The organism is Streptomyces purpureus, assembly GCF_014648195.1.
Taxonomy (GTDB): domain Bacteria; phylum Actinomycetota; class Actinomycetes; order Streptomycetales; family Streptomycetaceae; genus Streptomyces; species Streptomyces purpureus.
The window spans coordinates 90368-112911 of record NZ_BMQQ01000022.1 but is presented as its reverse complement, the minus strand read 5'-3'; the positions used below and the strand labels follow the sequence as shown (position 1 = coordinate 112911).

The 22544-nt window shown below is 73.0% G+C and carries 19 protein-coding genes; 9 read left to right on the top strand and 10 right to left on the bottom strand.

Annotation, left to right across the window (positions count from 1 at the left end; all coding sequences use genetic code 11):
• Window positions 1-101 precede the first annotated feature (101 nt).
• From IEZ01_RS24940 to IEZ01_RS24920, 5 genes are read left to right on the top strand one after another with little or no spacing between them, the layout of a single operon-like run.
• Entirely contained in the window at window positions 102-1967 is a 1866-nt protein-coding gene (locus IEZ01_RS24940) for an ABC transporter substrate-binding protein (protein ID WP_189203866.1), read from the top strand.
• A 3-nt stretch (window positions 1968-1970) separates the two neighbouring features.
• The gene (locus IEZ01_RS24935) at window positions 1971-3023 is read left to right on the top strand and encodes an ABC transporter permease (RefSeq protein ID WP_189203864.1); all 1053 of its coding nucleotides are present in this window, start codon (window positions 1971-1973) and stop codon (window positions 3021-3023) included.
• A complete protein-coding gene (locus tag IEZ01_RS24930) occupies window positions 3020-3922 on the top strand; it encodes an ABC transporter permease (protein WP_019889872.1) in 903 nt (300 codons plus the stop codon). The genes IEZ01_RS24935 and IEZ01_RS24930 overlap by 4 nt, the downstream gene beginning before the upstream one ends.
• Window positions 3919-4893: an ABC transporter ATP-binding protein gene (locus IEZ01_RS24925; RefSeq protein ID WP_019889871.1), complete on the top strand. Its 975-nt coding sequence runs from the start codon at window positions 3919-3921 to the stop codon at window positions 4891-4893. Before IEZ01_RS24930 ends, IEZ01_RS24925 begins: the two co-directional genes overlap by 4 nt.
• Window positions 4890-5882 (top strand): oligopeptide/dipeptide ABC transporter ATP-binding protein, encoded by a 993-nt coding sequence (locus IEZ01_RS24920; RefSeq protein WP_189203862.1) that lies wholly within the window; start codon window positions 4890-4892, stop codon window positions 5880-5882. Before IEZ01_RS24925 ends, IEZ01_RS24920 begins: the two co-directional genes overlap by 4 nt.
• A 15-nt stretch (window positions 5883-5897) precedes the next feature.
• Here IEZ01_RS24920 and IEZ01_RS24915 read toward each other — a convergent pair whose 3' ends face one another.
• Window positions 5898-7052, bottom strand: coding sequence for a type III polyketide synthase (locus IEZ01_RS24915; protein ID WP_019889868.1), 1155 nt, complete (start codon window positions 7050-7052; stop codon window positions 5898-5900).
• A 255-nt stretch (window positions 7053-7307) separates the two neighbouring features.
• On the opposite strand from IEZ01_RS24915, the gene IEZ01_RS24910 reads away from it, so the two are divergent.
• The gene (locus tag IEZ01_RS24910; RefSeq protein WP_019889866.1) at window positions 7308-8525 is read left to right on the top strand and encodes a cytochrome P450; all 1218 of its coding nucleotides are present in this window, start codon (window positions 7308-7310) and stop codon (window positions 8523-8525) included.
• Window positions 8526-8551: 26 nt separating this feature from the next.
• Here IEZ01_RS24910 and IEZ01_RS24905 read toward each other — a convergent pair whose 3' ends face one another.
• The 9 genes from IEZ01_RS24905 to rimP all read right to left on the bottom strand — a co-directional run bounded on the left by IEZ01_RS24905 (window position 8552) and on the right by rimP (window position 20436).
• Window positions 8552-9508, bottom strand: coding sequence for a bifunctional riboflavin kinase/FAD synthetase (locus IEZ01_RS24905; protein WP_078513421.1), 957 nt, complete (start codon window positions 9506-9508; stop codon window positions 8552-8554).
• Between the two features lie 41 nt (window positions 9509-9549).
• Window positions 9550-13239, bottom strand: a complete 3690-nt coding sequence (locus IEZ01_RS24900) for a trypsin-like peptidase domain-containing protein (protein WP_189203860.1) — start codon at window positions 13237-13239, stop codon at window positions 9550-9552.
• Window positions 13240-13436: 197 nt separating this feature from the next.
• Window positions 13437-14336 carry a tRNA pseudouridine(55) synthase TruB gene (truB, locus tag IEZ01_RS24895; RefSeq protein ID WP_019889863.1) on the bottom strand — a complete coding sequence of 300 codons (900 nt, stop codon included), beginning with the start codon at window positions 14334-14336 and terminating at the stop codon, window positions 13437-13439.
• Window positions 14333-14782: a 30S ribosome-binding factor RbfA gene (rbfA, locus tag IEZ01_RS24890; protein WP_019889862.1), complete on the bottom strand. Its 450-nt coding sequence runs from the start codon at window positions 14780-14782 to the stop codon at window positions 14333-14335. The genes truB and rbfA overlap by 4 nt, the downstream gene beginning before the upstream one ends.
• Before the next feature lie 26 nt (window positions 14783-14808).
• The gene (locus IEZ01_RS24885) at window positions 14809-15102 is read right to left on the bottom strand and encodes a DUF503 domain-containing protein (protein WP_019889861.1); all 294 of its coding nucleotides are present in this window, start codon (window positions 15100-15102) and stop codon (window positions 14809-14811) included.
• A gap of 142 nt (window positions 15103-15244) precedes the next feature.
• Window positions 15245-18340 carry a translation initiation factor IF-2 gene (infB, locus tag IEZ01_RS24880; RefSeq protein WP_078513420.1) on the bottom strand — a complete coding sequence of 1032 codons (3096 nt, stop codon included), beginning with the start codon at window positions 18338-18340 and terminating at the stop codon, window positions 15245-15247.
• A 148-nt stretch (window positions 18341-18488) separates the two neighbouring features.
• Window positions 18489-18767: a YlxR family protein gene (locus tag IEZ01_RS24875; protein ID WP_040875203.1), complete on the bottom strand. Its 279-nt coding sequence runs from the start codon at window positions 18765-18767 to the stop codon at window positions 18489-18491.
• Between the two features lie 161 nt (window positions 18768-18928).
• Window positions 18929-19936 (bottom strand): transcription termination factor NusA, encoded by a 1008-nt coding sequence (nusA, locus tag IEZ01_RS24870; RefSeq protein WP_019889858.1) that lies wholly within the window; start codon window positions 19934-19936, stop codon window positions 18929-18931.
• A 2-nt stretch (window positions 19937-19938) separates the two neighbouring features.
• Window positions 19939-20436 (bottom strand): ribosome maturation factor RimP, encoded by a 498-nt coding sequence (rimP, locus tag IEZ01_RS24865; RefSeq protein WP_189203859.1) that lies wholly within the window; start codon window positions 20434-20436, stop codon window positions 19939-19941.
• 164 nt (window positions 20437-20600) lie between these two features.
• On the opposite strand from rimP, the gene IEZ01_RS24860 reads away from it, so the two are divergent.
• From IEZ01_RS24860 to IEZ01_RS24850, 3 genes are read left to right on the top strand one after another with little or no spacing between them, the layout of a single operon-like run.
• Complete coding sequence (locus IEZ01_RS24860) at window positions 20601-21125, top strand: hypothetical protein (RefSeq protein WP_019889855.1); 525 nt, start codon at window positions 20601-20603, stop codon at window positions 21123-21125.
• Window positions 21122-21538, top strand: a complete 417-nt coding sequence (locus IEZ01_RS24855; RefSeq protein ID WP_019889854.1) for a ferritin-like domain-containing protein — start codon at window positions 21122-21124, stop codon at window positions 21536-21538. Before IEZ01_RS24860 ends, IEZ01_RS24855 begins: the two co-directional genes overlap by 4 nt.
• Window positions 21539-21589: 51 nt before the next feature.
• The gene (locus tag IEZ01_RS24850) at window positions 21590-22489 is read left to right on the top strand and encodes an aminoglycoside phosphotransferase family protein (protein ID WP_189203857.1); all 900 of its coding nucleotides are present in this window, start codon (window positions 21590-21592) and stop codon (window positions 22487-22489) included.
• The last annotated feature ends 55 nt before the right edge of the window (window positions 22490-22544 follow it).

The window sequence follows — 22544 nt, the reverse complement described above, 5'->3', positions numbered from 1 at the left end:
CACAAGGGGTTTGTGACATCGTTGACGCGGCTGGTCACCGCTGATAAACCTTCGCTTCACCAGTTGGCGCCCCCAAGATCCACGACGCGAGGTCACGTCTCATGGTCATTAAGGTCACGCCCCGCCCGCCCCGGACACGCCCCCTGATCCGACTGTTCCTCGCCTCCGGTGTCGCCGCCTCCGCGCTGGTGGCCGTGCCCGCTCAGGCCGCCCACGCACAGCCCGCCACCGACGACTCCAAGGACGGGAAGGGCGGCAAGAAGGTCCTCACCATCGCCGTCTCGCAGAGCATCGACTCGCTCAGCCCGTTCCTCGCCCAGCGGCTCACCTCGACCACCGTCCACCGTCTGGCCTACGAGTACCTCACGAACTACGGCCCCAAGGACGGCCGGCCGATCCCCGGCTTCGCCACCGCCTGGGCGCCCTCGCCCGACAAGCTGACGTGGACGTACACGATCCGTACGGACTCCACCTGGTCCGACGGCACGCAGGCCACCGCCGAGGACGCGGCCTGGACGTTCAACAAAATGATGACGGACCCGAACGCCGCGACCGCCAACGGTTCGTTCACCGCCAACTTCAAGAAGGTCACCGCCCCCGACCCGCGCACGCTGGTCATCGAGCTGAAGAAGCCCCAGGCCACGATGACGGCGCTCGACGTGCCGATCGTGCCCAAGCACGTATGGGAGAAGGTCGGTGACTTCTCCAAGTTCAACAACGACCAGTCGTTCCCGATCGTCGGCAACGGCCCCTTCGTCGTCACCGACTTCAAGGTCGACCAGTACCTCAAGCTCACACCGAACAAGAAGTTCTGGCGCGGCGCGCCCAAGTTCGACGAGCTGGTCCTCAAGTACTACAAGGACAACGACGCGGCCGTCGCGGCGCTGCGCAAGGGCGAGGTGTCGTTCGTCCCCAACCTCACCCCCGCGCAGGCGGCGTCGCTGAAGAACGCCGAGAACATCAAGGTCAACGACGCTCCGGGGCGGCGCTTCTTCGCGCTGGCCACCAACCCGGGCGCCCGGTCCAAGGACGGCAAGACCTTCGGCAGCGGACACCGGGCGCTGCTCGACCCGGCGGTCCGCAAGGCACTGTTCCTCTCCGTCGACCGCAGGACCATCGTCGACAAGGTGTTCCAAGGACACGCCGTCGAGGGCGAGGGATACATCCCGCCGCGCTTCGGCTCGTACTTCTGGAAGCCGGCGCCCACCCAGAAGCTCACCCATGACCCGGCCAAGGCCGCCCAGATCCTCGACCAGGCCGGTTACAAGAAGGACGGCACGGGCAGGCGGACCGGCAAGGACGGCAAGCAGCTGGACTTCCGGATCCTGTGTCACGCCACCGACCCCAACGACAAGGCGGTCGGAAAATACCTCCAGGAGTGGTGGGGCAAGCTCGGCATCGGACTGAAGGTCGACTGCCTCGACAACGTCTCCGACCCCTGGGCCAAGGGCGACTACGACCTGGCCTTCGACGGCTGGTCGGTCAACCCTGACCCGGACTACGTCCTGTCCATCCACACCTGCGGCGCGCTCCCCGCGACACCGAAGGACACCGGCGCGACCGACAACTTCATCTGCGACCGGCAGTTCGACGAGCTGTACGCGCGGCAGTCGGTGGAGTACGACGCCGCCAAGCGGGCGGACCTGGTCAAGCGGATGCAGTCCAGGCTGTACGACACGGGGTACATGAATGTCATGGTGTACCCCAACGCGGTCGAGGCGTACCGCACCGACCAGATCAGCTCGATCACGACCATGCCGGAGGACGGCGGAAACCTCTGGGGCCAGGACGGCTACTGGAGCTGGTGGTCCGCCGTACCGGCCGGTGAGGGCGGTACGGGCGCGGGCGGCGGCTCGTCCTCGTCGGCCGGCGTGGTCGTGGGGATCGGTGCGGCCGTGGTGGCCGCCGTCGCGGCCGGGCTGTTCCTGATGCTGCGCCGCCGCTCCACCGCCGACGACCGCGAGTAGGCGATGACCACCGCAAGCACCCCGGCCGAGGTGGTGCGGCCCCGCGAGGTCCGCACCGCCGGGGAGGCCTCGCGCACCACGGTCGCGTATCTGCGCCACGCGGCGGGCAAGCTGGGCGGCGCGGCCGTCTCGCTGCTCGCCGTGCTTGTCACCAGCTTCTTCCTCTTCCGGATCCTGCCGGGCGACCCGGTGAAGGCGATGACGCACGGCGTCCCCACCTCCGCCGAGCAACTGGCCACACTGCGCAGGCAGTTCAGCCTCGACCTGCCGCTGTGGCAGCAGTTCACCGACTACTGCGCCAAGGCGCTCACCGGCGACCTCGGCATGTCGTACCAGTTCCGCGCCCCGGTCGGCGAGCTGATCGCCCAGAAGGTGCCGGCCACGCTGCTGCTCACGGGTGTGGCCGTGGTCATCTACTCGGCGCTCGGGCTGTGGCTGGGCACCCGCTCGGCCTGGCGCCACGGCAGTCTCGGCGACCGGCTCAACACCGGCGTGGCGCTCACCCTGTGGTCGGTGCCGTCGTTCTGGCTCGGGCTGCTGCTCATCATCGTCTTCGCGGTCGGCATGGGCCCGATCCCCGGGCTCTTCCCCACCGGGGGCATGGAGTCGGGGGACACGACCGGTTTCGCGTACGTCCTCGACGTCGCCCATCACATGGTGCTGCCGGTGCTCACGCTCGTCGCGGTCGGCTACGCCCAGACCCTGCTGGTGATGCGCTCGTCGCTGCTGGACGAGATGGGCGGGGACTACCTGACGACGGCCCGGGCGAAGGGGCTGCGGGACGACGTGGTGCGCCGCCGCCACGCCGTGCCGAACGCGCTGCTGCCGACGGTCACCATGGTGTTCATCAATCTGGGGCATGTGGCGGCCGGTTCGATCCTGGTGGAGACGGTCTTCTCCTGGCCGGGCCTGGGCGGGCTCTTCTACCAGGCGCTGAGCGTGCCCGATCTGCCGCTCGTGCAGGGCCTTTTCGTGGTCTTCGCGGGCGCCATGATCCTGATGAACCTCCTCGCCGACCTGCTCTATCCGCTGCTCGATCCCCGGGTGGGCCGATGACGACCGTACCGACGACGACCTCACTGGCCTGGGCGCGGCGCAGGAACGCCGTCGCCCGCTTCTGGCAGCGGTACCGCTCGCACCGGGCCGGGCTCTACGGGCTGGCGGGCCTGGCGCTGATCGCCGCCCTGGCGCTGGCCGCCCCGCTCGTCGTCGGCGACGACGTGCAGAGCGTCACCGACGCGCCCGGCGGGGCGCTGGAGTCGCCGAGCGGCCGTTTCCCGCTCGGCACCGACCAGTTCGGGCGGTCCCTGCTCGGGCTGCTGGTGTGGGGCGCGCGGGTCTCGCTGGCGGTGGGGCTGCTCGCGGCGGCGCTCTCCGTCGCCATCGGCACCCTCGTCGGGATCGTCGCCGGGCACTACGGCGGCTGGTTCTCCACCGTGCTGATGCGGGTGACGGACTGGTTCCTGGTGATGCCGGCGCTGGTCCTGGCGATCGTGCTGGCGACCGTCCTGTCCCGGTCCATGTGGACGGTGATCCTGGCGATCGGCATCACCAGCTGGCCCACCACCGCCCGGCTGGTACGGGCCCAGACCATCGCGGTCGAGTCCCGTCCGTACATCGAGCGGGCCCGGGCCCTCGGCGGCGGTCACGGTCATGTGATGACCCGCCACGTGCTGCCGAACGTGATGCCGCTGGTGCTGGCGCAGACCACGCTCGGCATCTCCACGGCCATCCTGACCGAGGCGACCCTGGCCTTCCTCGGCCTCGGCGATCCGACCGTGGTCTCCTGGGGCGGGATGCTCCAGGACGCCCGTGAGGCGGGCGCGGTCTCGGCCGGGCACTGGTGGTATCTGGCACCGCCCGGCATCGCCATCGCGCTGGTCGCGCTCGCGTTCACGCTGTGCGGCCGGGCGATCGAGTCGGTGCTCAACCCGAAGCTGGGGGTGGGACGGTGAGCCTGCTGACGCTCAAGGACGTCCATGTCACCTATGGGACGGGGGCTGCGGCCGTGCCCGCGGTACGCGGCGTCGATCTGACCCTGGAGGCCGGGCAGAAGCTGGGCGTCGCGGGCGAGTCGGGCTGCGGCAAGTCCACCCTGGCGCTGGCGCTGCTGCGGCTGCTGCCCCCGTCCGCGCGGATCAGCGGCGAGATCCTGCTCGACGGCGAGGACGTGCTCACGATGAAGTGGGGCCGGCTGCGGGCCGTGCGCTGGGCGGGCGCCTCGATCGTGTTCCAGGGTGCGATGCACTCCCTGAACGCGGTGCGGCGGATCGGCGACCAGATCGCCGAGCCGCTGCTCGTGCACGGTCTGGCCACGCCCGCGGCGGCCCGCACGCGCGTGGGCGAGCTGCTGGAGCACGTGGGGCTGCCGGCCGCGCGCGCCGACGCCTATCCGCACGAGCTCTCCGGCGGCCAGCGCCAGCGGGTGATGATCGCGATGGCGCTGGCCTGCGGTCCCCGGCTGATCGTCGCCGACGAGCCGACGACGGCCCTGGACGTGATGATCCAGGCGCAGATCCTGCGGCTCATCGAGCAGCTGGTCGCCGAGGACTCCATCTCGCTGCTGATGATCAGTCACGATCTGGCGGTGCTCGCCGACACCTGCGACCGGCTCGCGGTGATGTACGCGGGACGGGTGGTGGAGGAGGGCCCGGCGCGGGAGGTGTACGACGCCGCCGAGCATCCCTACGGGCGGGCCCTTTCGGCGGCGTTCCCGCGGATCGGGGACCCGGCCGCGCGGCGTGCCCCGCGAGGGCTGCCGGGTGATCCGCCGGACCCGTCGGCGCTGCCGTCCGGCTGTACGTTCCATCCGCGCTGCCCGGTCGCGCTGGAGGGCTGCGCGGACGCGGCGCCGGAGCTGCGGGAGGCGGGGCCGTCCAGGCGGGCCGCCTGTGTCCATGTCGTACCCGTCGGGAGCCCCTCATGAGCCATCTGCTGTCCGCCGCCGGGCTGCGTGTCACCTTCCCCGGCCGGCGCGGCGCCCCGGCCGCCCGGGCGGTCGACGGGGTCGATCTGGACATCGGCGCCGGGGAGATCGTCGCCCTGGTCGGCGAGTCGGGCTGCGGCAAGACGACGCTGGCGCGGACGCTGCTGGGGCTTGTGACGCCGACGGCGGGGCGGGTGACGTTCGCCGGGGAGCCGCTCGCGTACAAGGCGGCCGCGCTGAAGGCGTACCGCAAGCGGGTGCAGCTGGTCCTGCAGGATCCGAGCGGCTCGCTCAACCCGCGGCACACGGTGTACGACGCGGTGGCCGAGGGGCTGCGGATCCACGGCTACGCCGGGGACGAGCGGGAGGCGGTCGCCGGGGCGCTGGCCCGGGCGGGGCTGCGGCCGCCGGAGCGGTTCTTCCTGCGCTATCCGCACGAGCTGTCGGGCGGCCAGCGCCAGCGGGTGGTCATCGCGGGCGCGCTCGTGCTCGGGCCCGAACTGATCGTCGCCGACGAGCCGGTGGCCTCGCTCGACGCGTCCGTACGGGGCGAGATCCTGGCGCTGCTGCTCCGGCTCCGGGACGAGCTGGGGCTTTCGGCGCTGGTGGTGACCCACGATCTGGGTCTGGCGTGGAACATCGCGGACCGGGTGGCCGTGATGTATCTGGGCCGGATCGTGGAGACGGGCCCGGTGGAGACGGTGCTGACGTCACCCCAGCACCCGTATACCCGGGCGCTGTTGTCGGTGCTGCCGGAGTCGCCGCTGCCGCCGGTGGTGCTGCGCGGGGAGCCGCCGGACCCGGCGCGGATCCCGGGCGGGTGCCGCTTCCACGCCCGCTGTCAGGTGCTGGCCTCGGGCGAGGCGGCGGCGGTCGCGGACCGGTGCCGGGGCGAGGAGCTGCCGGTGCTGGGCGGCGGGGCGGTGGCCCAGGTGGCCTGTCACTGGTCGGCGGGGGCGCGTCCGGCGGAGGTCACGGCGGCCTGGTGAGACCCGGGGCGGTGCTCATGGCAGGGGCGCCGTCACCGTCACCGTCACCGGCGGGCGCCGGGTGACCCTGGGGGCGTAGCCCACGACGCGTCGGGTGCTCAGGACCGGGTCGTGGACCGGGCGGGCCGTGCTCCAGCTGCCGAGGGCCATCTCGGCCGTGATGCCGGGGCCGAAACCGGCGAGGATGCCACGGGCGCCGTCGGGGGGCGCGCCCTCCTCGAAGAGCCGGCGGACCGCGTCCAGGACGACCGCGCTGGCGATGTTGCCGTACTCCGTGAGGGTGGCCCGGCTGAACCGGAAGGCTTCGGGCGGCACTTCGAGGTAGCGGCACAGGTCGTCCAGGATGCGTGGCCCGCCCGCGTGGATGATGTAGAAGTCCAGGTCGCCGGCGTCCCAGCCGTGGGCGGCGGACATCTCGCGCAGGGCCGGGGCGAGCGGCTCCATCGTGCCGGGGACCCGTTTGTCGAGGAGGAAGTGGAAGCCGGTGGCGCGGACGCTGTAGGCGATCCAGTCCTCGGTGTCGGGGACGAGGTGGGAGTGGTTGCGCTCCAGGGCGATGCCGATGCCGCCGTGGCCCCGTACGACGGCCGCGGCCACCGCGTCGCCGAAGAGACCGTTGGAGAGCAGCGAGCCGACGCCGAGGTCGGTGGGCTGGTAGCAGAGCGAGCAGAACTCGCACGCCACGATCAGGACGTTGGCGTCCGGGTAGGCGGTGCAGAAGTCGTGCGCGCGGTTGACGGCCGCGCCGCCCGCCGCGCAGCCGAGCTGGGCGATGGGGACCTGACGGGTGTGGCTGGGGAAGCCCATGGTGTTGATGAGCCAGGCGGTGAGCGAGGGCATCATGAAGCCGGTGCAGGAGACATAGACGATCATGTCGATGTCGGCGGGGCGCAGTTCGGCGTTGTTCAGGGCGTGCTTGATCACATCGGGGACGCGGCGCTTGGCCTCCCGTTCGTAGAGCGCGTTGCGCTGCTCGAAGCCGGGATGGCGCAGGGTCTCCTCGATGGGCTGCACGAGGTGGCGGCGGGTCACCCCGGTGTTGCCGATCAGCCTCAGCGCCAGCGGGAGTTGGGGGTGATCGGCGTGGCGGGTACGGGCGAGGGCGAGCGTCTCCTCCATCGTGATCACGTGCTCGGGCACCGCCACGGCCGGTTTGCACAGGGTCGCCACGACGCTCTCCTTCGTTCGCGTGTGCGGGGCTGCGGCCCACACTCATCCGTGGTCCCCGGCCCCGCAACCGGGAGGCCGTGACGGAGCGTAGGGCGGCGTGCGGCGAGTCGTCCGTTCAGGGGGCTGTGCGCGCGGTCCGCGCAAGCTCCTTGCCGGTTCGGGAAGGGATTCAGCGCGGACCGTCCGCACGGGCGGCCCGGAACACGCAGAGCGACCGCCGGACGGCCGTGACCGATCTACCGGGAGTTGTGCCCCATGACGTCCGAACCCACGACCGCAGAGCCGCCCGTCCGCATCTGGGCCGTCGACGACCTGCCCGCACTGGACTTCGACCCGCTGCTGACCGAGCTGCTCGCCGAGGAGCCGGTCGCCCGCATCCGGCTGCCGTTCGCGGCGCACAGCGAAGCCTGGCTGGTGACGCGGTACGAGGACGTCCGGACGGTCACCTCCGACCCGCGCTTCAGCCGCACCGCCCTGCTGGACCGTGAGGTCACCGGCATGACCGGGCACCGGGTGGCCGCCAAGGAGTCCCTGAACTACGCCGACCCGCCGCACCACACCCGGCTGCGCAAGGCCGTGATCAGGACGTTCACCGGCCAGAACGCCCGCCGGCTGCGTCCGCTGGCCCAGCGCACGGCCAACGAGCTCCTCGACGCGATGGAACGCCAGGGCAAGCCGGCCGATCTGATGCGCCACCTGCACGGCCCGCTCCCGCTCGCCGTCGTCTGCGACCTGCTCGGAATCCCCCATGAGGACCGCGCCCAACTGGCGTCATGGCCCGATGTCATCCTCTCCTCCGGGCCGGGCCCGCGGAGCAGCGTCGCGGCGAAGGAGCAGATCCGCGCCTATCTGGTCCAGCTCCTGGAGCGGCGGAGGAGGGAGCCGCACGACGATCTCGCCGGCGAGCTGGCCGAGTCCTGGGCCGAGGGCCGGATCAGCGCGGACGAGGCGGTGTCACTGGCGACGGCCGTGCTGGTGAGCGGCGCGCACGCGGTCCGCAACAACAGCGCCAACATGGTGTATCTGCTGCTGACCCGGCCCGAGCTGATGAACCGGCTGCGGGCCGAGCCGCAGCTGCTGCCGGAGGCCGTGGACGAGCTGCTGCGATGGATCCCGCACCGCAACGGCGTGGGGCTGCCCCGGATCGCCACCGAGGACGTGGAGCTCGGCGGGGTGCTGATCCGGGCGGGCGAGGCGGTGTACGCGTCGTATCTCGCCGCCAACCGCGACCCGGAGGTCTTCGAGGACCCGCACACCGTCGACTTCGACCGGGCCGCCGTGGCCCATATGGCGTTCGGCCACGGACCGCACCACTGCATGGGCGCGATGCTGACCCGGATGGAGTCCGAGGTGATGCTCTCGACCCTGATGGCCCGCTATCCGGACCTGCGGCTCGCGGGCCCGCCCGAGGAGACGCCCTGGCAGTCCAAGGGCCTCATCCGGGGCCCCAGGGAGCTGCTCGTCACCTGGTGACCCGCTCCCCCGGCCCGCTGTCCGGCTCAACGGCCGAGGTCGTACGCCTCCGTCAGCTCACGGCAGCGCTTGACGTCCGCCGCGATCGCCTCGAGCAGGGCCTCGATGGACTCGAACTTCTCCATGCCGCGCACATAGGCGAGGAAGTCGACGGCCACGTGCATCCCGTACAGGTCGAGACCGACCCGGTCGATCGCGTACGCCTCGACGGTCCGCTCGGTGCCGTCGAACTGGGGGTTGGTGCCGACCGAGATCGCGGCGGGCATGCGCTCCCCGTCGGCGGTGAGCCATCCGGCGTACACGCCGTCAGCGGGGATGGCGGTGTGCGGCAGGGTCTCCACGTTGGCCGTGGGGAAGCCGAGCTCGCGGCCGCGCTGGGCGCCGCGGACGACGACGCCCTCGACGCGGTGCGGCCGGCCGAGGATCTCGGCGGCGCCCTCGACGTCGCCCTCCGCCACGAGCCGGCGCGTGAGGGTGGAGGAGAAGGGCTGGCCGCCGCCGGCCGATCCGCTCAGCGAGAGGTCGATGACCTCGACCTCGTAGTCGTAGGTGGCGCCCATCTCGGTGAGGAAGGCGACCGTGCCGGCGGCGCGGTGGCCGAAGCGGAAGTTCGGCCCCTCGATGACGGCGCGCGCGTGCAGCTTGTCGACGAGGACCTTCACGATGAAGTCCGCCGGCGACAGCTGGGAGAACTCCTGGGTGAAGGGGAGCACGAGCACCGCGTCCACACCGAGCTCGGCCATCAGCTCGCAGCGCCTGCTGTGCGGGGCGAGCAGCGGCGGGTGGCTGCCCGGCCGGACGACCTCGCTGGGGTGCGGGTCGAAGGTGACGACCACCGACGGGACGCCCAGCTCGTGGGCGCGCTCGACGGCCCGCCCGATGATCAGCTGGTGGCCGCGGTGGACACCGTCGTAGGAGCCGATGGTGACGACGCTGCGCCCCCAGTCCTGGGGGATGTCCTCCAAGCCACGCCAGCGCTGCACTGTGACCGCTCCTCGCCCGAACCTGTGTACGTCATGACCGATTACGCAGGTCTAAGACTGCCATGCCCACGGCTCTCGGTCCGCATCGGCATGGGAGTGCCGAGCCTCACGACGGTCCGCCGGGTGCTCGGACCGACCACACAGGCCCAGTCGTCGGGGTCCGCCACCAGCCATCCGGCCACCAGGGCGGCGAATCCCGGGACTTCCCGGGCGAGTTCCACGAGTCTGCGGTCGAAGCAGGTGGCGCCCTCGGGCGTACGCACCAGAAGGAGCCCGGTGCGGTGCACGAGCTCCCGGGTACGGCTCTCCGGGCGGCGCGCGGCCCCGAGCGCGGCGGCCCGCAGCACGGCGTCCAGCACGGCCAGGTCCCGGGTCTCGTACTGCTCGTACTCCAGGAGTACGTCGAGGAGCTCGGCGCGCAGCCCGCGCGAGGCGGCCGTGCCCGGGGCGGCGAGGACCGGCGCGAGGGCCCGCCGGACCTGCACCGGATGGCCCCGCAGCAGGCCGGAGAGCAGAGGGAAGAGCACGGCTCGGGCGGCGGGGCCGTGCTCCAGGCGCAGATCGAGGTAGGCGGCGGCGTGCCGGGCCCCTTCGGGGCGGTGGTCGACGTAGTCGCGGACCAGGGCGGCGGCCCGGCGGGCGAGCGCGGGTGTGGTGACGGTGGCCAGGGCCCGCAGGACGTCCCCGGCGCCGTCGCCGGGCCCGTGCAGCAGCCGGGCCTGGAAGGCGGCGAACACCGGCTCGGGGTGGGTGGTGAGGGCGGCGGCCAGGGCGTGGGCGGGCAGGTGCGGGTCTCCGGTGAGGTACGCGGCCAGGGCGCGCGGCAGGTGGTGGGAGCGGGTGTGCGGGTCCCGGACGAGCAGGCCGAGCGCGGGGCCGTGCAGCGCGCCGTCGCCGGGGCGGGCGAGCAGCGCGAGGGCGGCGTAGCGCAGCAGCTCGCGGTCGGCGGCGGTGACGGCGTGAGCGGCGACGAGCGTGCCGTACGCGGCCGCGGCGACCCGGCGCTCGGGGCGGCAGTCGTCGTGGGCCCAGCGGTCGACGGCCCGGCACAGCGCGGACGGCTCGTCCTCGGCGAGGGCGGTCAGGAGCTCGTCGGCGCGGGGGTGCGCGGTGGAGACGAGGGCCTCGCACAGGTCGTCGACGGCGAGGCCGCGGCGGGTGTGCAGGAGCGCCTGGGCGGCCGCGGCGACGGTGGCGTCCGGCGCCGCGGACAGCGGGGTGTCGTCGGCGAACCAGCGGCACAGCAGCGGCTGCACCCCGCGGGGTTCGGCGGCCAGCAGCTCGGCGACCGTGTCGAGGTAGCGGGGCCGGTCCTGGGTGCCGGGCGGCCCGTCGGCGGGCACGAGCCGGCGCAGCAGGTCGAGCCGCTCGTCCTCCCCGACCGGCAGGCGCTCCCAGAACCAGGGCCCGAACTCCTCACAGCCGCCGGGCCACCCGGCCCGCGACCCGACCCGGTCGGCGAGGCCCCGGACCACCCCCAGCAGCGGCCGTGCGTCGGGCACCCTCAGCAGCACCTCCCGCACGAGCCGCACGCCCCACCAACGGGCGTCCTCGATCCGGGCGGCGGGCGCCCAGGGATCCTGGGCGACGGCCGGCCGGTCGCCCGCAGCCACTGCGGCGAGCCGGTCGACCGCATCGATCAGCGCCTCCAGCCGGACGGCGAGGGCCGTCGGCCCCTGGTCCCGGCCCAGGCGCAGCAGCGCCTGGAGAACCGGGCCGATGCGATGGCGCGGTACGGGCAGGGAGCGGTGGGCGGGCGGGGCGGTGTGAGAGCCGGGCGCCGGAGGGATGTGGCCGGACGCGGCAGTGCCCGGCCCCGACGGCGGCGGGACCTGGGACGCGCCAGCGTGCGAGCCGGGCGGCGGGGGGACATGGCCGGTGGCCATCTGGCGGGTTCCGGGGCGGGACGGGAGTCGCTTCGGGGGGCTGCCGTGCCAGCGGTGGACCAGGGAGTGCAGCGCGCTGTCCAGGTCGAGGTGGGCGCCCTGGATCCAGTCGGCGAGCTCCTCGTCCGCGAAGCGGTAGCCGGCGCCCGCCGGGACGATCAGCCCCTCGGTGAGGACCGCCGAGGCCCATCCCGTACGCCAGGGGAAGACCTCCTCGAAGGACTCCCGGTCCAACTCGCCCTGGCCGGGGCCGAGGCACCGCCGGGCGGCCTCGTGGACCTGCCCGGCGACCCTGGCGGCGAGGCGGCGTACGGCTGTGCCGCGGATCGCCGGCCGGGACGCCGCCGCGATCCGTACGGCGACCCGCAGACACACCAGGTCCAGATGCGCGGTGAGGATCTCGTGCCGGCCCGGCCGCCCGGGCACGTCGCCGGGGAGCGCCTGCCGTACCTCGGCGAGCAGCCGCAGCGCCAGCGGGTGGCGCGCGTCGGCCGGAGCGAGCGCGTCGTCGGGGAGTCCGTACGCCTCCCTGGCCTGGCCGGCCTCGCGCTCCGGAAGGTCGCCGATCCACAGGGCCGCGGGCAGACGTTCGGCGGGCCGTACGGGCCGGTGCAGGGAGCCGGGCCGGTAGAGCCGTCCGGCCGGCTCCCAGTGTTCGGGGCGACAGCCGACGACGAGCCGGGCGCCGTGGGCGCGCAGCCAGCGTTCGGTGCCCGCGGTCCACTCGGGCAGTCGGTGGGCGAGGGCCGGGGGCATCTCCTCGGGGCCGTCGAGGATCAGGAGCAGGGGGCGGCCGGCGGCGCGGGAGAGGTGCGCGACGCGTTCGGGGGTGGCCTCGGTCATGTCGCCGCGGGCGCCGGAGGCCGCGGCGATCCGGCCGGCCTCGCGCAGGGCGCGGGCGGCGGCGTCGGCGAGGGAGGTGTCCTCGGCCCGCAGGTCGGCGCCGCGCAGCCAGAGGGTGGGGGCCGGTTCGGAGCCGTGGGTGCGCCGGGCGCGCAGGGCGGCCAGTTCGGTGGTGCGGCCGCTGCCGGGGTCTCCGGTCAGGGCGAGGACGAGCGCGTCCGAGGCGCCGAAGAAGGCGAACTCCCTGATGCTGTCGGGGCGTTCGACGGGCCCGGAACGGCCGTCGGCGCCGTGGGCGGACCCGGCGGCGGTGGCGGTGAGTTCCAGGGCGCCGGCGAGGTTGAGGTGGCGGCCGTGCCCGGGGACGGTGGCCGCGTTGCGGCGCAGCAGCGCGGCGAGCGGTCCGTGCGGGTCCCGCGCGGCGGAGGCGGCGAGCGGCACGGCGAGACCGGCGACGCTCCGGGCGCTGTGCAGGGCGGTGCCGAGGACGGCGAGGACGGCGCCGGTCTCCGCGTCCAGGACGGGCCCGCCGGCGGCCTCGCCGCCGAGCCTGAGGGCCTCGCTGCCGTCGAAGCCGATGGCCAGCTCCAGTGCCTCGCCCAGGAGATGGAAGCGGTCGGTGGCGGTGTAGGTGACCGGGGAGGTGCCGAGCACGCGTGCTTCGCGCCAGCCGCGCGCGGCGAGCCGGACATACGTGCCGGGGTCGACGGCGGTGTGCTCGGCGACCGGCAGCGGCGGTACGCCGAGGCCCTCGGTCCGTACCAGCGCGAGTCCGGCCTCGGGGAGGGCGGTCACGGCCCCGGCCTCCACCAGGCAGGTCCGGGCGCCGGGGGCGTCGACCGGCCCTTCGGCCGGGGCGTGCAGCACGAGCCGGGCCAGCCCGTCGACGGCTTCGTGCCCGGTCACGACCGTGCCACGGTCGTCCGCGACGAAGCCCGTGCCTCGTGGCCGGCCCGCCAGATCACAGATCCGCACGAGCGCCGGCCCGTCCCCGCGTCCCATGTTTCCGACGGTAGGTCGGCAGTGATCACCGGGAGAAGGACGCCTGCCGAAAGCGCCCCCGTGTGCCCCCGCCCTTCACTCCGAGCGCCTGCTCAATGGGGTGAATAGCACAGAAAGGGCGAATAGACCCTTGGTGAGGGGGTTCGTGGAGCGGGCGGGAGGTCCCGGGCCCGCTCCACGACGGGCGTCCCTGTCGGTCAGCCGAAGACCGCGAGGCTCTTCGCTTTGCCCTTGTGCTCCTCGACGAGGGCGACGAAGGCACCGTCGGGGCCGAAGACCGCGACCGGCCCTTCGGGGTACGCCGGCATGTCGAGCCGGACGCCGTTGAGCAGCAGCCGGGCCCGCTTCTCGTCCACGTCCCAGCGGGGGAACGCGGCCGCGGCGGCCGCGGCGATCGGCATCACGGTCAGCTCCTCCTGGAGCTGGTCGAGCGTGCGTGCCGAGTCGAGCTTGTAGGGGCCGACCCGGGTACGCCGCAGCGCGGTCAGATGGCCGCCGACGCCCAGTCCGGCGCCGAGGTCACGGGCGAGCGCCCGGATGTAGGTGCCCGAGGAGCAGACGACGGAGACGACCAGGTCGACGACGGGGGTGCCGTCCTCGGCCGTGGCCTCCCGGACGTCGTACACCGTGAACTGGGACACGGTGACGGGACGGGCCGGGATCTCGAACTCCTCGCCACCGCGCACGCGCGCGTACGACCGCTTGCCGTCGATCTTGATGGCGCTGACCTTGGACGGCACCTGCATGATCGCGCCGGTCAGGGCGGCGACCTGGGTGTCGATCGCCTCGCGGGTCACCCGGGAGGCGTCGGTGGACGAGGTGATCTCGCCCTCGGCGTCGTCGGTGACGGTGTTCTGGCCGAGCCGGACCGTACCGAGGTACTCCTTCTCGGTCAGCGCGAGGTGCCCGAGCAGCTTGGTCGCCCGCTCCACACCGAGGACGAGCACGCCGGTGGCCATCGGGTCGAGCGTGCCGGCGTGGCCGACGCGGCGGGTCCGGGCGATGCCGCGCATCTTGGCGACGACGTCGTGCGAAGTGAAGCCCGACGGCTTGTCGACGATGACAAGGCCGTCGGGCGTCTTGTGCTGCTGGCTCATTCCGAGGCTTCGCCCTCGTCCTCGTCGCCGGGCTTGCGGTACGGGTCGGCCTCGCCGGCGTACCTGGCGCCGGAGGACGCCTCGCGCACCTTGGCGTCGGAGGCCCGCGCCTTGTCGAGCAGGTCCTCGATCGTCCGGGCGTTCTCCGGAAGGGCGTCCGCCACGAACGCGAGGGTGGGCGTGAACTTGGTGCCCGCCGCCCGGCCGACCGCGGAGCGCAGGATGCCCTTGGCGCTCTCCAGGCCGGCGGCCGCGCTTGCCCGGTCCTCGTCGTCGCCGTAGACCGTGTAGAAGACCGTGGCCTCCCGCAGGTCACCGGTGACGCGGGTGTCCGTGATCGTCACATGCGTACCCAGGCGGGGGTCCTTGATGCCGCGCTGCAGCTTCTCGGCGACCACCTCCCGGATGAGGTCTGCCAGCTTCTTCGCCCGCGCGTTGTCGGCCACTGGTCCTTCTCCTTCTTGCCTTGCATTCAGTCTTCATCAGTGTGGAGCCTGCGTCGCACCGACAGCAGTTCCACTTCGGGCCGGGCCGCGACCAGCCGCTCACAGCGGTCCAGTACATCGGACACGAACCCCGGGTCCCCGGACACCAGCGCGACCCCGAGCCGGGCCCTGCGATGGAGGTCCTGGTCGCCCACCTCGGCCGCGCTCACGGAGAACTTGCGCTGGAGCTCGGCGACGATGGGCCGGACGACGGAGCGTTTCTCCTTCAACGAATGGACGTCGCCGAGGAGCAGATCGAAGGACAGAGTCCCCACGTACATGCGGTGCCGGATGTCCCGCCGGTTCGGGTTCGGTGGCCTGCCACGCCATCGCTGTGGCAGGGACACCAGAACCGTACACGCAACGGCCGGGGCCGATCGACGGATTAACTTCCGCCGACCGGCCCCGGTTCAACGCTGGAGATCAGGCGCGAGGCTTCTCGCGCATCTCGTACGTCGCGATGACGTCGTCGATCTTGATGTCGTTGAAGTTTCCGAGGTTGATACCACCCTCGAAGCCCTCGCGGATCTCGGTGACGTCGTCCTTGAAGCGGCGCAGACCCTCGATGTTGAGGTTCTCCGCGATGACCTTGCCGTCGCGGATGAGGCGCGCCTTGGTGTTGCGCTTGACCTCGCCGGAGCGGATGAGGACACCGGCGATGTTGCCCAGCTTGGACGAGCGGAAGACCTCGCGGATCTCCGCCGTACCGAGCTCGACCTCTTCGTACTCCGGCTTGAGGAGGCCCTTGAGCGCCGCCTCGATCTCCTCGATGGCCTGGTAGATCACCGAGTAGTACCGGACGTCGACGCCCTCGCGCTCCGCCATCTGCGCGGCACGGCCGGCCGCACGGACGTTGTAGCCGATGACGATGGCGTCGGAGCCCATCGCCAGGTCGATGTCGGACTCGGTGACCGCACCCACACCGCGGTGCAGGACCCGGATGTCGACCTCTTCACCGACGTCGAGCTGGAGCAGCGAGGACTCGAGAGCCTCGACCGCACCGGACGCGTCGCCCTTGATGATGAGGTTGAGTTCCTGGACCAGACCGGCCTTGAGCACCTTGTCGAGGTCCTCGAGGGACACCCGGCGGACGCGCTTGGCGAAGGCGGCGTTGCGCTCACGCGCAGCACGCTTCTCGGCGATCTGACGGGCCGTACGGTCCTCGTCGACGACGAGGAAGTTGTCGCCGGCGCCGGGGACGTTGGTGAGACCCAGGACCAGGACGGGAGTCGACGGGGTCGCCTCCTCGACGTTGTTGCCCTTGTCGTCGAGCATCGCCCGGACACGGCCGTACGCGTCGCCGACGACCATCGTGTCGCCGATGCGCAGCGTTCCGCGCTGGACCAGGACCGTCGAGACGGCACCGCGACCACGGTCGAGGTGGGACTCGATGGCGATGCCCTGCGCGTCCTGGTCCGGGTTGGCCCGGAGGTCGAGCGAGGCATCCGCGGTGAGGACCACGGCCTCCAGCAGGGAGTCGATGTGCAGACCCTGCTTGGCGGAGATGTCGACGAACATCGTGTCGCCGCCGTACTCCTCGGCCACCAGACCGAACTCGGTCAGCTGACCGCGGACCTTGGTCGGGTCGGCGCCCTCGACGTCGATCTTGTTGACCGCGACCACGATCGGCACACCGGCCGCCTTGGCGTGGTTCAGCGCCTCGATCGTCTGGGGCATCACACCGTCGTTGGCCGCCACCACGAGGATCGCGATGTCGGTCGACTTCGCACCACGGGCACGCATGGCGGTGAACGCCTCGTGACCCGGGGTGTCGATGAAGGTGATGCGACGCTCTTCGCCGTTGACCTCGGTACCGACCTGGTACGCACCGATGTGCTGCGTGATGCCGCCGGCCTCGCCCGCGATGACGTTCGTCTTGCGGATGGCGTCGAGCAGTCGGGTCTTACCGTGGTCGACGTGACCCATGACGGTCACGACCGGGGGACGCGAGACCAGGGCCTCTTCGCCGCCCTCGTCCTCGCCGAACTCGATGTCGAAGGACTCGAGAAGCTCGCGGTCCTCCTCCTCCGGGCTGACGATCTGGACGGTGTAGTTCATCTCGTCGCCGAGCAGCTGCAGCGTCTCGTCGGAGACGGACTGCGTGGCCGTGACCATCTCGCCGAGGTTCATCATGACCGCGACGAGCGACGCCGGGTTGGCGTTGATCTTCTCGGCGAAGTCGGTGAGGGAGGCACCGCGCGACAGGCGAATGGTCTCGCCGTTGCCGCGAGGCAGCATCACGCCGCCGACCGACGGGGCCTGCATGGCCTCGTACTCCTGGCGCCTCTGCCGCTTCGACTTGCGGCCACGACGCGCGGGACCGCCGGGACGGCCGAAGGCGCCCTGCGTGCCACCACGGCCACCGGGGCCACCGGGACGGCCACCGAAGCCGGGACGACCGCCGAAGCCGCCGCCACCGCCACCGGGACCACCGCCACCGGGACGACCGCCGCCGCCACCGCCGCCACCGGGACGGCCGGCGAAGCCGCCGCCACCGCCACCGGGACCGGCCGGACGACCGGCGAAGCCGCCGCCGGGACGACCGCCGCCGCCACCCGGACGGCCACCAGGGCCACCGGGGCCACGGCCGCCGGGGCCGGGACGCGGGCCGGCAGCCGGACGCTGCGGCATCATGCCCGGGTTCGGGCGGTTACCACCGGGAGCGCCGCCGGGGCGGGGCGCCTGCGGACGGGGCATGCCGCCCGGAGTGGGACGGGCACCGCCCTGACCCTGCGGACGCGGGGCGCCACCGGGGCCACCCTGCGGGCGCGGGGCGCCGGGAACGGCACCGGGGCCACCGGGGCCGGGACGGCCGCCGCCCGGACGGGGCGCCTGCGGGCGCGCCATACCGGTGGAGCCACCCGAGGTGAAGGGGTTGTTGCCCGGACGGGGACCGGCCGGACGGGCACCCGGACGCGCGGCCTGCTGGCCACCGGGACGCGGGGCACCGGGACGGGCACCACGGTCACCCTGACCGCCCTGGCCCTGCGGGCGCGCGGCGGGACGGGGACCGGGGGTGGCGCCACCCTGACGGGGACCGGCGGCCGGGGCCGACGGAGGCGCGGTGAACTCCGGAGCCGCGGGGGCCGGCGTGACCGGCTTCGGCGCGGGCTTCGGACCCGGGCGCGGGCCCGGGGCGGCCGGGGCCGCGGGGGTGCTGCTCGCCGGAGCCGCGGGCGCGGCCGGGGCCGGCTTCGGCGCCGGGGCGCCGGGCTTCGGGGCAGCGGGACGAGCCGCCTGCGCCGGGGAGGGCGCGGTGGGGGTACCTCCCGCGCGGCTTGCCGCTGCGGGGGAGGCAGGCTTCGCAGGCGCGGCCTTGCGGGGCGCGCCGGGCTTCGCAGCGGACTTGCCGGCGGTGCCGGGCCCCTGCAGTGCGTCAGTCAACTTGCGTACAACGGGCGCCTCGATCGTCGAGGACGCCGAACGGACGAATTCACCGAGTTCTTGGAGCTTGGCCATGACGACCTTGCTCTCAACCCCGAACTCCTTGGCGAGTTCGTATACCCGGACCTTAGCCACTTCGCTCCTTTTAGGTCCGGGTTACCGCCGGACCGTCGCTACTTCATGGGCGTACTCATCGCGTACTCATCGAGTGCTCATCGCAATCTCGACCTACTTCCAACTCGCGAGGTACCTGACCGCACGGGGTGTTCCGTGCCGTTCTTTCCTACCGTGCTGCCGTCTCGAGGACCTGCCGCAGTTCCGCGGTGTCGAGCGGGCCCGGGACCTTGAAGGCCCTCGGGAACGCGCGGCGGCGGACCGCCAGGTCGAGACAGACCGATGCGGGGTGCAGGTACGCACCCCGGCCGGGCAGCGTACCGCGAGGATCGGGGGCACATATGCCCTCGATCGCCACGATGCGCAGCAGATCGCGCTTGGCCGCTCGCTCCCGGCATCCCACACAGGTTCGCTCAGGGCATGCGCGGGCATGCGTCCGGCCAGACACGCTTAAGTCTACCTCCCCGTACCGACCTCACCCCTTTGGGGTAAAAATCGAACAGATGATGGCTCAAAAAGATCACGTGATCCTGTGGTGGCACAACGTGACCACCCCGGGATCTATTCCCGCGCCCCCGGCCGGGCGGTCCGCCCGGCCGGAGCCACGTCTCAGTCCCGCTCGGCGTCCTGCCCGGCGGGCTGCTCGGTGTCGGGGCGGATGTCGATGCGCCAGCCGGTGAGGCGCGCGGCGAGGCGGGCGTTCTGGCCCTCCTTGCCGATGGCCAGCGACAGCTGGTAGTCGGGCACGGTCACCCGGGCGGAGCGCGTCGACAGGTCGACGACCTCCACCTTGGAGACCCGGGCCGGGGAGAGGGCGTTGGCGACCATCTCGGCCGGGTCGTCGGACCAGTCCACGATGTCGATCTTCTCGCCGTGCAGCTCGGCCATGACATTACGCACACGGCTGCCCATCGGGCCGATGCAGGCGCCCTTGGGGTTGAGACCCGCACGGGTGGCCCGCACCGCGATCTTGGTGCGGTGTCCGGCCTCGCGCGCGATGGCGGCGATCTCGACACTGCCGTCGGCGATCTCCGGCACCTCGAGCGCGAAGAGCTTCTTCACCAGATTGGGGTGGGTGCGCGAAAGGGTGACGGACGGACCGCGGACACCTTTGGCGACCCGGACGACGTACGTACGCAGCCGCAGACCGTGCGTGTACTCCTCGCCCGGCACCTGCTCCTGCACCGGCAGGATCGCTTCGAGCTTGTCGTCGAGGCGGACCAGGACGTTCTTGGGGTCCTTGCCCTGCTGCACCTGACCGGCCACGATGTCGCCCTCACGGCGGGCGTACTCGCCGAAGGTGACGTCGTTCTCGGCGTCCCGCAGCCGCTGCTGGATGACCTGGCGGGCGGTGCTGGCGGCGATCCGGCCGAAGTCCGACGGCGTGTCGTCGAACTCCTTGGGCTCCTGGCCCTCTTCGAGGTCGGCGGCGTCCTCCTTGGCCCACACCGTGACATGGCCGGTCTGCCGGTCCAGTACGGCACGGGCGTGACGGCGCGCGCCCTCCGTGCGGTGGTACGCGATGAGGAGGGCCGACTCGATCGCCTCGACCAGCAGGTCGAAGGGGATCTCCTTCTCTTGTGCCAAGCCCCTCAGGAGCTTCACGTCGATGTCCACGGCTACGCCTCCTCTTCCTTCTTGTCCTTGCGGTTGAACTCGATCTCGACACGCGCCTTGGCGATCTCGGGGAACTCGATCCGCCGGGCGGTGGGCCTGCGCCCCTTCACGCCGGGCACTTCGAGATCGATTCCCTCGTCGTCGACGGTGAGGATCCTGGCCACGAGCTCTTCACCCGCCTGCAGCTGGAACCTGGCCAGCCGGCCGGTGGCGCGTACGTAGTGGCGGTGCTCGGTGAGCGGGCGGTCGGCGCCCGGGGAGCTGACTTCGAGGACGTACTCCTCGTCGCCCATCGCGTCGGTCTCGTCCAGCTTCTGGGAGATCACGCGGCTCAGCTCGGCGCATGCGTCCAGCTCGACGCCCTCGTCGGAGTCGACGACGATCCTCAGCACACGACGCCGGCCGGCCCGGGACACCTCGATCTCTTCCAGATCCAGGTCCATCGCACTGACGAGCGGCTCCAGCAGCCCGCGCAGCCTGTCGCTCTGGGTGGTGCTCATCCGGGTGACTCCTCGGCCGCGTGTGCTGTTGTGGGATCGTCGCGTGTCAGATCAAAGGGTATCCGGTCCCGAGGGGTGTTGCCGTCCACCTCCGACCGAGCCGCAGGTACGCTCGCCTGCGGTGATCTTCGCCAAGATCTTCCCGAGGTCCGAAGGAGAGACGCGTGGGGCGCACGGGGACGACACGCCGGCGCGCGCTGCTGGCGACGGGCGCCGCCGCGGCGTCCGGACTGCTGGCGGGCTGTACGTCCGACGGCCCGGGCGGGCGGCGGAGCAGGTCCGCGGCCGAGCGCGCCGCCCGCGCGGAGGCGGCACTGCGCCGCCGGGCGACCGCGAGCGCCACGGCGCTGATGGAACGTTACGACGCGGTGACCCGGGCGCATCCGTCCCTGGCCGCCCGGCTGGCCCCGCTACGCGCGTCGGCGGCGGCGCACCGGCAGGCGCTGGGCGCCGACGGCCCGGCCGCCTCCCCCACCCCCTCGACCCGGCCGGCCGGGGCCACCGCGCCCGTACCGGCCGATCCGGCCGCCGCGCTGGAGGAGCTCGCCGCGACCGCCCGCCGGACGGCCGACGGCCATTCGGCCGCACTGCTCTCCGCCCCGCCGGAGTACGCCCGGCTGCTGGCCTCGGTCGCGGCGTCGTGCGCGGCGCAGGCGTATCTCCTCACGGACACCGGGGCGCGGTCATGAGCGCCCTGGACGCCGCGCAGGCGGCGCTGGCCGCAGAGCACGCGGCCGTGTACGGCTACGGCGTCGTCGGCGGGCGGATCGGCGCGGAGCGCCGCAAGGAGGCGGCCGCGGCGTACGACGGTCACCGGGCCCGGCGGGACGCGCTGGGGCGGACGGTACGGGACCTGGGCGGGCAGCCGGTGGCGGCCCTCGCGGCGTACGCGCTGCCCTTCCCGGTGCCGGACACGGCCGCCGCGGTGCGCCTGGCCGCCGTCCTGGAGGACCGGGTCGCGGCGGTGTACTCCGATCTCGTACGCGCCGCCGAGGGGCCCCTGCGGCGGGACGCGGCAGCGGCGCTGCGTGAGGCAGCGGTGCGGGCCGTGCGGTGGCGCGGCAGCGGCGTAGCCTTTCCTGGGCTCGCCGAGCGCGCCTGAGCCGGGCTCCGGTCCGGCTCCGACCAGGCTGTGAAAGGGAACAACGCGCGTATGGGTCTCGAACCGCCCCAGCGGCTGACACGTGTGCTCGGCGAGACGTACGGGGACGCGGCCGCTGCCGAATGGCTCGGGCGGCTGCCCGACCTCGCCCGGGAGTCGCTCTCCCTGGGCGAGGTGGAGGCCGAGCGGACGGTGGTCCCGGGCGGGCGGAGCAGTCTGGTGATCCTCGTCCGTACGGCGGAGGGTGAGCCCGCCGCGCTGAAGATCGCCCCGCCGTTCGCCGCGCCCGAGCGGGAGCGCGACGCGCTGGCCCACTGGAACGGGTGGGGGGCGGTGCGGCTGCTGGCCGCGCTGCGGGACGGGTCGCTGCTGCTCGAACGGCTGCACCCGGAGGTGTCCCTGCGTTCGCTCCCGGAGGCGAAGGCGCTCCTTGAGGCGGCGGGGATCGCACGGCGGCTGTGGGTGGAGCCGCCGGCGGACCACTCCTTCGAGTCGGTGACGGGGCGTACGGAGCCGATGGCCGGGGCGATGGCGTCGTGGTCGGCGGACCCGGTGGCCGGTTCGCTGGTCGCGGCCGCGCTCGCGGCGCGCGAGGAGCTTCTCGCGCACTCCCCCGAGACGCTGCTGCTGCACGGCTGCTTCCGGCAGGGCAAGGTCCTCGGAGGGGACCGCGCGCCGTGGCTGGCGGTCGGGCCGGAGCCGCTGGTGGGCGAGCGGGCCTACGACCTGGCGCGGCTGGTCCGGGACCGGGTGGAGGACCTGGTCGCCTCCTCGGCGGGCGCGTCGGCGGCCCGGCGGCGGGTGAACCGGCTGGCGGACTCGCTGGAGCTGGACCCGGAGCGGCTGCGCGGCTGGACGCTGTTCCGCGCGGTGGAGAGCGCCACGCGCGCGCTGGCGGCCGGGCGCCGTCAGGAAGGCGAGGTTCTGCTGGAGTTCGCCGGCTGGCTGTAGAAACACCCCATACCGGGCATACGGTAGGGGTAACACCCGGCTCGGAGCTCAGGGG